Below are 10,699 nucleotides of genomic sequence, written 5' to 3'. Positions count from 1 at the left end.
GAGTTGGCGTGACACGATTTCGACCCGTCCGCCTGTGGCCGGCGATCCTGGCGCTGGGTGTGGTTCTTGCCGGCGGCTGTACCGTAAAGGACAGTGCCGCGCCGCCATCGCGGGTTGTACTGCCCGCACGGTTTGCCGAGGCCCCGGTCACGGATGGGATGCATGCGGATCTGGGCCGCTGGTGGACGCAATGGCACGATCCGGTGCTGGATCGACTGGTCGACGACGCGCTGGCGGCCAATCCGGACCTGGCCGTGGCGCGCGATCATGTCCGCCAGGCGCGCGGCTATGTGGCGGTGGCGCGTTCGACGCTGTACCCGACGGTGGGGGCGACCGGCGATATCGCCGGTGGCGGGCTGGGTTGGAGCAACCCGGCCGTGCCGGCGGCGCTGGCGCCCAATCTGGGCGATCCGGCGACGGATGGGCATCTGGCCGGGCTGGCGGCGGCGTGGGAGCCCGATATCTTTGGGGGGCGCGCCGCCGATCTGCGGGCCGCGCGGGCCGTCGCCCAGTCGGTGGAGGAGCAGCTTCGCGGCACGCGCATGCTGGTGGCCGCCGATATGGTGGAAAATTATGTCGCGTCGGTGGACGATCTGCGCCGCGTGGCGCTGATCGATCGTGCGGCGGCGGTGCTGGATCGCATGGAAGCCTATGCCGGCGCGCGGATGGCGGCGGGGCAGGCGACGCGGGCCGATATCGACGCCATCCGTGCGCGCCGCCGGACGGTGCTGGCGGCGCGGCCGTTGCTGGTGGCCGATGTGGATACGCGGCGGCGGCGGATGGCCGTGCTGTCGGGCCGGCTGCCGGAGCAGGCGCCCGCCATCCCCCAGCCGGCTTTGTTCGTGATCCCGCCCGTGCCTGTCGGCATTGTACCCGTTGGGGTGATGGATCGGCGGCCCGATATCCGGGCGCGGCGGGATCTGGTTCAGGCCGCGCTGGAGCGGTTGCGTAGCGCGCGGACCGATCTGCTGCCGCGTTTCGGCCTGGAATTCTTCGGGGGCAACGGGCGGTTGCGTTTTGACGGATTGCCCGGCCTGTCGGGCAGTGGCGGGCTGATGGCGCTGACGACTTATCTGCCGATCTTCACGGCCGGGCGGATTCACGCGCGAATCGATGTCGCCGATGCGCGGCTGGACGAAGCCGTCACGCTGTATGACCAGGCGTTGCTGACGGCGTTGTCCGAGGTCGAGAGCGCCTATGAAAGCCGTGCGGCCCTGGATGTACAGGGGCAGGGCCTGTCGGCCGCGCTGGCGGTGGCGCGGCGCGCGGCCGAGGATCGGCTGGGCCTGTTCGACGGTGGGCGATCGACGTTGCTGGATGCGTTGCAGGCGCGGCTGGATGCCGTTGCGATCGAGGATGCGGGGGTGCGGTCGGAGGACGGGCGGGCCATGGCGACGATCAGGCTGGCGGTGGCCCTGGGTGGAGGGACCCTTTGACAAAATAATCGGGGTGCAGGGCAGGAGCCAGGTTAGGGTGCGTCGGTGTGGCTCGGGTGAGTGGCCCGCCCCAGGCCGTGAGCGATCAGGCGTTCGATGATGTCCGCGTAGCTTACGCCGCTGGCCGCCATGGCCCTGGAATACATGCTGATATCGGTGAAGCCGGGGATTGTGTTCACCTCGTTCACGATGATCGTCATGTCCGCCGTCAGGAAGAAATCGACGCGCGCCATGCCGTCGCAGCCGAGGGCCCTGAAGGCTTCGGCGGCCATCTTGCGCATTTCGGCTTCGACGTCCGGCGGCAATTCGGCGGGGACCTTCAATGTCGCGCCATGCTGGTCGATATATTTCGCGTCGTAGCTGTAGAAGCCGTGGCTGGCGGAGGGGGTGATCTCGCCGGGTCGGGAGACGAACACGTCGCCCGTGCTGTCTTCCAGGACGCTGAATTCGATCTCGCGCCCCTGAATGAATTCTTCGGCCAGCAGGCGGCGGTCGTGCCGAAAGCCCTCGGTGACTGCCGGCAGGAATTCCTGGCTGCCGGAGATCTTTCGCACGCCGACGGATGAGCCCTGGCGGGCCGGCTTGACGAAAAACGGGAGCCCGATTGCGTTTTCCAGCATTGCAAGATCGGGAACCGCGTCCTCGCCGATGGTGACCGCGCGGGCGACCGGAAGGCCGCTCGCGCGGAGGAGCTGCTTGGCGATTACCTTGTCCAGCGCGGTTGCGGAGCCGAGGATGCCGCAGCCCGCGAGCGGTACCCGCGCCACGTCCGCCAGCCCCTGCACGGAACCGTCCTCGCCATGGAGGCCGTGCAGCACCGGGAACAGGATGTCGATCTTTCCGGCCTCGGCGGCGCGGCCGTCAGTGCCGATCGCGATCATGTGCCCGCGACCGCCGGGGACGAGGCAGAGTTCCGTACCGGTCTCGGGAGTGGAGAGTGTGCCGTCTGCGAACCGGCTCATCAGCCATCGCCCGTCGCGCGTGACGAAAATCGGGACCGCGTCGTATTTCGCGGGCTCCAGGGCCTTCAGGACGTTGGTGGCCGACAGCACGGAGACCTCGTGCTCGGTGGAGCGGCCGCCGAACAGTACGGCGATCCGCAATCTGGTTGAGGGGACGGGCATGGCATCTCCTGAGACTGGTGTTGGAAGAATGTTCTGAAAACGACCGCCATCCCGCGATGGCCTATTGAAAGTGGATCATTAAAAAGACAGGATCGATTCAATTGAAAGATCCACTTTGAGGCCGGGTTGTGAGCCACTTTGATGACGGAGGGATGAATCTGAAGCGGCGGCGGGAAACGCCGTCGGCGGCCTTTCGGCCCGAGATCGATCCCTCCCGGCCAGCGTCTCTGGCGCGGCAACTCTATGTCGCGCTGCGCGAGGCGGTTGCCGATGGCCGGCTGAAGGCGGGGCAGAGGCTGCCTTCCACACGTCTGGCCGCGACGGAATGGACGCTGTCCCGCGGGACGGTTGCCGAGGCCTATGACATCCTGATCGCGGAAGGCTATGCGGTCGCCCGCCACGGGTCTGGCACCTACATCACGTCGGATGTGCCGGAGAGCCCTCCGAAGGGGGATGGCGGGCAGGCGGCGGCCCCTGTGGCCAGCCGCGCGCTTTCGGACGCGGCGCGGCGGGTTTGCTCCTCCGGGCCCAGTCTGGAGCCGCAAAAGGCACTGCCGTTCGTGACGGGGCGGATGGCCCATGACGAGCGGACGGCGGGGCTGCTGAACCGCATCGCCGGGCGGCACATGAACTACGCTTTCGAAGGCTATGGCGATATTCAGGGAGAACCCGGATTGCGCTCCGCGATCGCCGCCCATCTGGCGGTTTCGCGCGGGGTGCGGTGTACGGCCGACCAGATCCTGATCACCGCCGGTACGCAGCAGGCGCTCGATCTGGCGTTTCGTATCCTGGCGTCCCCTGGTGATACCGTGATCGTCGAAGACCCGTGCTATCCGCCTGCCAGGCAGTGCCTGGCGCTCAACGGCGCGACGATCGTCGGTCTGCCGGTGGATCGGGAGGGGATCATGACGGAGAGGCTGGCGGATGGCGCGCTGCGGCCGCCGGCCTTCATCTATGTCACGCCGTCCAATCAATATCCGGTCGGTTCCGTCCTGTCCCTGCCGCGGCGGCTGGAATTGCTGTCCTATGCAAGGGACCATGGCTGCTGGATCGTCGAGGACGATTATGACAGCGAATTCCGCTATGACGGGCACCCGATCGCATCGCTCCAGGGGCTCGATCAGGCGGGGCGCGTCCTCTATACGGGGACGTTCAGCAAGGCGCTGCTGCCCAGCCTGCGCATCGGTTATCTCGTGGTTCCGGCCGATCTCGTGCCTGTGTTCAGGGCCGTTCGTCCCGCGCTCGATCGCTGCCCGCCCACGTTTCAGCAGCGTGTTATCGCCGATTTTCTCAATGAGGGATATTTTCCGGCGCATCTGCGCCGCCTCAGGGAGCGTCTGCGCGTGTCGCGCGATCTGCTCGCGGCCATGCTGAGGGCGCGTGTCGCGGAGCATCTCGCGGTCATCCTGCCGGATCAGGGCATCAATCTGACTGTACGCAGCACCGGGACCTGGAGCAGCGATAGCGCCGTTTCGGAAGCCGCGTTGAAGCGTGGCGTCGTTGTCATGCCGCTTTCGCGGATGAATGTCGCCTCTCGCGATACGTCGCGATTGATGCTCGGGTTTTCGGGACTGTCGGAGCAGGAGGCGGATAGGGGAACGCGGATCCTGGCCGATGTTTTCAGGCGCGGGGCGTTTGTCGGCGGCGCGGCCCGAGCATGAAGGTAGGCGCGTCGGAGGCTGCGCCTGATCACGTAGGCGGCCGGGGCCCGCCCGGCTGGTAGAAATGGGTCGGGGAGGGCTCGACGATGGCGACGGAGAGGCCGGGCGGGCGCGGGGATGCTGCCTGGCGTGCTGGAGGGGCCCCGCGGCCCGCCCGCCACTGCGCAACCCGGACGCCCGCCCCGCGCGGTGTTCGCCCGCGTCGGGGTGTCGGGGGATCGGGGATAGGCGCGAGGGGGCGCGTCTCCGTTTCCGCCTTGCGGCCTTGCAAGCGGCCCCTACAGGATATGGCCGCCAGGGGAGGCGGTCGGGCGTGGGGGCACGGTGCTGGTCCATCCGCCGCCGAGCGCCTTGTAGAGGGTCACGCTGTTGGCCATGGTCTGGAGTTGCGTCGTGATGCCGCCGAGACGGGCCGTGTACAGGTCGCGCTGGGCGACCAGGGTGGTCAGGTAGGGATCGTAGCCGGCCTGGAAGCGTGCGATCGCCAGATGGTATTGCCGGTCGTTCGACGCGATCAGGGCGTCCTGCGCGTGACGCTGCTTGAGATAGGTGTCGCGTCCGGCCAGGGCGTCGGCGACTTCGCGGAAGGCGGTCTGAATCGTCTTTTCGTAGCGGGCGATTTCTTCCTTCCTGCGGGCTTTCGCGACCCGAAGCTGGGCCGTCAGGCGGCCGGCGTCGAAGAGCGGCACCGTAATCTGGGGGGCGACGTTCCAGGCGCCCATGCCGCTCTGGAACAGGCGGGTGATGTTGTTGCTGGCGGTGCCGTTGGCCGCCGTGATCTGGATCTTGGGGAAGAATTCGGCGCGGGCGGCGCCGATATCGTCGTTGGCCGCGCGCAGCACGTCTTCGGCCGACAGGATATCCGGGCGGCGGGCGATCATGTCCGACGGCAGGCCGGCGGGGACGTCGGGAAAACCGGTGACGGAATCAAGGGACGTGATGCCATGCAATGCCCGCATGGTGGCGTCGTCCAGTGGCGTGCCGACCAGGAGCGTCAACTGGTCCAGGGCCTGGGCGCGCTGGCGCGTATAGATTTGCAGGCTGGTTTCGGCATCGTGCAGGGCGGATTCCGCCTGGGCCACGTCCAGCGCCGTGACCGTGCCGGTCCGGTTTGCCTGCCGGACCAGGTCGTAGGTGTGCTGGCGGCTGTCCAGCACCTGCTGCGTCACCAGCACCGCCTGATTGTCCGCCACCCAGGTCAGCATGCCCGATGCCACGCTGGCGATCAGGCTGAGTTGCATGTTCTCGCGGTTCAGCGCGTCGGCCATGTAGCGGTCGAAGGCGGCCTGCGAGGCGCTGCGGATACGGCCCCACAGATCGACCTCGTAGGCCGAGACGCCGAAGCCCACGGCATACTGGCGCATGTAGAACGGGCCGTTCGTCTGCGACAGGCTCCAGATCCTGGCATATTCCTTCTGGACGTTCGCCATGGCGCCGCCGTTCAGGGTGGGGAACAGCGAGGCGTTTTCGATGTCGAACTGGGCGCTGGCGGCCTCGACCTGATGCTGGGCGATCCGCAGGTCCTGGTTGTTCGCCAGTGCCAGTTCGATCAGGCGTTGCATGACCGGATCGCGGTAGAAATGCCGCCAGTCGGGCAGGGGGACGGTGGCCTCCTTGCCGCCGGGCCACGCCGTGGCGACGGCGGGGGCCGGGCGGTGCCAGGCCGGGATCATGGTGCAGCCGGACAGCAGCAGGGCGAGGCCGGCGGCAAGGGGGACGGATGGTCTGGTGGGCCGCACCGTCAGGCTCCCTTCGTCTCGGAATCGGGGTGGGGCGCGACGGGGCTGCCGTCATGCAGGGCGGAGGGTGGGTGGACGATCAACTGGCTGCCGTCCGGCAGGCCGCCGAGGATTTCGATCCGGTCGCCATAGTCGCGCCCCACCGTGACGTGCCGGATCGTGACGTGGCGGTCGGGCGAGACCGTATCGACCGACAACCCGTCGGCTTCGTAGTTCAGGGCCTCCGCCGGGATGAGCGTGGCGCCGCCCGCGCGCGGCAGGTCGAAATGGATGGTGGCATAGAGTCCGGCCGCCAGCCTGCCATCCTTGTTATCCAGCTCGATTTCCACCGGCAGCATGCGGCTGTCGCGTTCCAGCGCGTGGCCGGTGCGGGTGACGGTGCCGCTGACATGCACGTCCGGCCGTGCGGGCAGCGAGAGGGTGGCCTGCGTGCCGACGGCGAGTCCGGCGGCCTGGTCCTGCGGCACATGGACCCGTACGCGCAGCCGGTCGGTGCGCGCGACCACGAACAAGGGGGCCGCCTGGATGTTGTCGGCGCTGACCAGGTCGCCGGCCTCGACCGTGCGGGCGGTCACGACGCCGTCGAAGGGCGCGGCGATGGTCGTATAGGCCTGGCGCTGGGCGATGTCGGCCAGGGCGGCGCGGGCGGCGTCCTGTTCGGCCAGTCTTGCCTGCTGGGTGATGCGGTCGACGTCGAAATTCTGCCGGCTGACGGCGCCGCCGCCGACGAGTCCCGCCGAGCGCCGCGCCGTGACGCGCGCCAGGTCGAGGTCGGCCTGGGCCTGGGCCAGGGCGGCCTGGGCGCGGGCGACCTGCCGGTCCAGTTCCGGGGCGCGGATCATCGCGAGAACCTGCCCGGCCTTGACCGGAGTGCCGATATCGACGAACCGCTTTTCGATATAGCCCGACGCCCTTGCGCCGATTGCCGCCGTTTCCAGCGGGGCGGTTTCGCCCGGCAGGTCCAGCGCGATCGGTGCCGTGTCCGCGTGGACGACCGTCGTGAGCACGTCGGGCACCTGGTCGCGGCGGGTATCGGCCAGGGCGCGGACGGCGCGGGCGCGTTCGACATGCGTTACCGCGCCGTAGCCCAGCAGGGCCACCAGGCCCAGGCCGATCGCGGCGCCGGTGGCGCGGCCGCCGCGTGAGGATGGAGCGGGCGGGGAAGAGAGGTCAGACATCGCGATAATCCTCGAGAAGGCGGCTCTCGCGCCGCCGCAGGCGGCTGTAGAGCCAGGGCACCACGAACAGCGTGGCGCAGGTTCCCACCATCAGGCCGCCGATCACGGCGCGGCCCAGCGGCGCGTTCTGTTCGCCGCCGTCGCCCAGGCCCAGCGACATCGGCAGCATGCCGATCACCATGGCCAGCGACGTCATCAGGATCGGGCGCAGGCGCGCCTGCCCGGCGGCGATGGCGGCCTCGGCCGCCGAGTGGCCGTCGGCGCGGCGTTCCTTGGCGAAGGTGACGAGCAGGATCGAATTGGCGCTGGCGACGCCGACGCTCATGATCGCGCCCATCAGCGACGGGACGGAAAAGGTCGTGCCCGTGACGAACAGCATGAACACGATGCCGCACATGGCCCCCGGCAGGCCCAGTACCACCACGAACGGGTCCATGAAGGACTGGAAGTTCACGACCATCAGCAGGTAGACGGCCAGTGCGGCGACCATCAGGCCGATACCCAGCCGGGTGAAGGCCGAGCGCATGCTGTCGATCTGGCCCTGCACCGTGATGGTGTTGCCTGGCGATAGCTGGCCGCGGTGGCGGGCGACGATCCGGTCGATGGCGCGGGCGATGCCGCCCAGGTCGAGCCCTTCGACGCTGGCGTCGATATCCAGGACCGGCTGGATGTTGCTGTGGGAGATCACGTTCTGCGCCATGCCGCGCCTGATCGTGGCCACGTTGCTGAGCAATGAGGGCGTGCCGGTTGCGCCGTTGGCCGGCGAGATGACCGTATCCAGCAGGTCGCCCATCGTGTTGACGCGGTATTGCGGCGTCTGCACCGCCAGCGGGTACTGGATGCCGGTGAGGGGATCGACCCAGAAATTGGGCGTGACGGTATTGGACGAAGCCATCGACACCATGACGTTGCGCGCGACGTCGTTCAGCGTCAGGCCCAGATCCTGGGCGCGAACCCGGTCGATGGCGATCAGCAGTTCGGGGGCCGCGATCTGCTGGTGCAGATGCACGTCGACCAGTCCGGGAATCTGCGCGGCCTCGCGCAGGATGTCGCGCATCACCTTGCGGTTGTTGGGCTGGTCGTAGCCGGCGATGCGGATATCGACCTGGGCGGGAATGCCGAAATTCAGGATCTGGGTGACGATGTCCGCCGGCTGGAAATAGAACACGCAGTCGGGGAAGCGCCGGGCCAGTTCGGTACGCAGCGTGCGGATATAATCGGCGGTCGGGTGGTGATGTTCCTTGAGCGCCACCATGATCTGCCCGTCATTGGGGCCGATCGTGGTGCCGTCGTCGAACGGCATGGAGTAGCGGAACGGGATGCCGATATTGTCCAGCACCAGGTCGCGCTCGCTGTCCGGCACGACCTGCCGGATCGTGTCCTCGACGCGGTCGAAGATTTTCTCCGTGCTTTCGATCCTGGTGCCGGCGGGGGCGCGGACATGCAGGCGGAATTCGCCGGCATCGATGGCGGGGAAGAAATCCTGGCCGACCTGGGTGGCGACGAGTCCGGCGGCGACCAGCATGACGCCTGCCAGCGCGGGCACTTTCCACGCACTGGCGATCAGCCGGCCCAGCAGGGCGACATAGCGGGCGCGCAGCCGTTCGAAATGATGGTCGAAACGCAGCCCGAAGCGGGCGATGGGGCCTGGCGGCAGCCCGGCGTCCCGGCGTCGCCGGGCCTGCTCTTCCTCGGCGCCCAGCAGCAGGGCGGCCAGGATCGGCACCAGGGTGCGGCTGATGGCGTAGGAGGCCAGCATGGCATAGACCACGGCCAGCGCCATCGGCGTGAACAGGAAGCGTGACGGGCCGGTCAGGAATTCCACGGAGACGAACACGCAGGAAATCGCCAGCGTGGAGACCAGGGTCGGCAGTGCGATGCCGGCGGCGCCGTCCAGCACGGCAAGGCGCAGGTCGGCGCCGTCGTGGCGGAGGCGGTGGATGTTCTCGATCGTGACCGTGGCGTCATCGACCAGGATGCCGACCGCCAGCGCCAGGCCGCCCAATGTCATCAGGTTCAGCGTCTGGCCCGTCATCGACAGGATGGCGATCGAGGACAGGATGGCCAGCGGGATCGAGGCCGCGACGATGAGCGTCGAGCGCCAGCTTGCCAGGAAGGCCAGGATCATGGCCGCCGTCAGCAGGCCGGCGATGACGGCTTCCGACGCCACGCCGGAAATGGCGGCCTTGACGAAGACGGACTGGTCGAACAACTCGTCGATCTTCATGCCCGGCGGGGCGGCGGCGCGGGTGACCGGCAGCACCTTGTCGCGGATGGCGTTCACCACGTCGAGCGTCGAGGCGTTGCCGGCCTTCATGATCGATAGCAGGACCGAGCGCCGCCCTTCGCGCCGCACGACATTCTGCTGGACCGCCGTGCCGTCGCGCACCTGCGCCACGTCGGCGATCCGTACGATGGCGCCGGTCTTCGGGTCGCGCTTCAGGGGGACCTGGTTCAACTGGGCTGCGATGTCGGGCATGCCGTTCATGCGCAGGTCGTATTGGGTCGGGCCGAACTTCGTCGTGCCGGCGGGCAGGGTCAGGTTCTGCACGTTGATGGCGTTGGACACGTCCAGGGGCGTCAGGCCCAGGCCGGCCAGCCTCGTGCTGTCGATATCCACCATGACCTGTCGGATCTTGCCGCCATAGGGGGGCGGCAGCATGGTGCCGGGGATGGGCGCCAATTGCTGGCGCACGCGATAGACGCCGTAATCGTACAGCTCGCTCTCGGTCAGCCTGTCGGACGACAGCGACAATTGCAGCACGGGTACGGACGACGCGCTGTACTGCATGATGATCGGCGGCTGCACGCCTGGCGGCAGGAAGGCGCGGATCGAGTTCGTGGCCGAGACGGTTTGGGCCACCGCCAGGTCGACATTCACGCCGGGCTGGAAATAGAGCTTCTGCAGCACCAGGCCGGGCGTGGTCTGGCTTTCGATGGTGCGCAGATTGTTGACGAAGAAGCTTTCGGAAAATTCGGTATAGGTGCTGAGGCGTTTTTCCGTCTCGGCCGCGTCCAGCCCGTCATAGTACCAGACGACCGTCACCACCGGGATATCGATGGCGGGAAAGACATCTGTGGGCGTGCGAAAGAGTGCCGTGATCCCCATGAGCAGGATCAGGACGCCCGTGACGAGGAACGTGTATGGCCGTCGGAGCGCGAATGCGACGATACCCATGGGTCTCTCTATGTGAAGGATGGACCGGGCGCGCTGGCGCTCCGGAGGCAATGGCGAGGGCGGCCTGCCGAAGATGTCCGTTCATGCCGGAGACAAACCGAACAGCTTCGTTGAGGCGCTGTTATGGTCGGATCATGCAACCTGTGCCGGTGGGCGTGGTAGAGCGATCCGCTCTCGTTCTTGCATGATTCGCGCTTGCCAGTCGTTTTCAGGGGGCGTGATGGCGAGAGGGATCACCATATCATCATGTATAATATGGAACTTTTTCGGAATTTTCTCTTCTCGCGATGGGGTGATGGCATGATCCGATCAAATGATTGCACGATCCTCCTGAACTGATTGCAAGGACGGTGTGATCGGATCGGACATGCGCTATGATCGCG

General features: G+C 67.5%; 6 protein-coding genes. 2 read left to right on the top strand and 4 right to left on the bottom strand.

Going from position 1 to position 10,699, the window contains the following annotated elements; translation table 11 throughout:
• Positions 1-8 precede the first annotated feature (8 nt).
• Positions 9-1,436 carry a TolC family protein gene (locus tag HLH36_RS10760; RefSeq protein ID WP_338030434.1) on the top strand — a complete coding sequence of 476 codons (1,428 nt, stop codon included), beginning with the start codon at positions 9-11 and terminating at the stop codon, positions 1,434-1,436.
• Positions 1,437-1,468: 32 nt separating this feature from the next.
• On the opposite strand, the gene HLH36_RS10755 is transcribed toward HLH36_RS10760, so the two are convergent.
• Positions 1,469-2,560, bottom strand: a complete 1,092-nt coding sequence (locus tag HLH36_RS10755; RefSeq protein WP_182986373.1) for a D-alanine--D-alanine ligase family protein — start codon at positions 2,558-2,560, stop codon at positions 1,469-1,471.
• Positions 2,561-2,712: 152 nt separating this feature from the next.
• Here HLH36_RS10755 and pdxR point away from each other — a divergent pair, with 152 nt between their 5' ends.
• On the top strand, positions 2,713-4,221 hold the full coding sequence (pdxR, locus tag HLH36_RS10750; protein ID WP_182986372.1) for a MocR-like pyridoxine biosynthesis transcription factor PdxR: 1,509 nt from the start codon (positions 2,713-2,715) through the stop codon (positions 4,219-4,221).
• Between the two features lie 278 nt (positions 4,222-4,499).
• Here pdxR and HLH36_RS10745 read toward each other — a convergent pair whose 3' ends face one another.
• From HLH36_RS10745 to HLH36_RS10735, 3 genes are read right to left on the bottom strand one after another with little or no spacing between them, the layout of a single operon-like run.
• On the bottom strand, positions 4,500-5,960 hold the full coding sequence (locus HLH36_RS10745) for an efflux transporter outer membrane subunit (RefSeq protein WP_338030433.1): 1,461 nt from the start codon (positions 5,958-5,960) through the stop codon (positions 4,500-4,502).
• Positions 5,961-5,962: 2 nt separating this feature from the next.
• On the bottom strand, positions 5,963-7,138 hold the full coding sequence (locus HLH36_RS10740; protein ID WP_182986371.1) for an efflux RND transporter periplasmic adaptor subunit: 1,176 nt from the start codon (positions 7,136-7,138) through the stop codon (positions 5,963-5,965).
• Positions 7,131-10,316, bottom strand: a complete 3,186-nt coding sequence (locus HLH36_RS10735; RefSeq protein WP_182986370.1) for an efflux RND transporter permease subunit — start codon at positions 10,314-10,316, stop codon at positions 7,131-7,133. The genes HLH36_RS10740 and HLH36_RS10735 overlap by 8 nt, the downstream gene beginning before the upstream one ends.
• Positions 10,317-10,699 lie beyond the last annotated feature (383 nt).

Source organism: Gluconacetobacter aggeris (genome assembly GCF_014174395.1).
Classification (GTDB): domain Bacteria; phylum Pseudomonadota; class Alphaproteobacteria; order Acetobacterales; family Acetobacteraceae; genus Gluconacetobacter; species Gluconacetobacter aggeris.
Note: the sequence above shows the minus strand (reverse complement) of the source record. Positions and strands in the feature narration are given on the sequence as shown.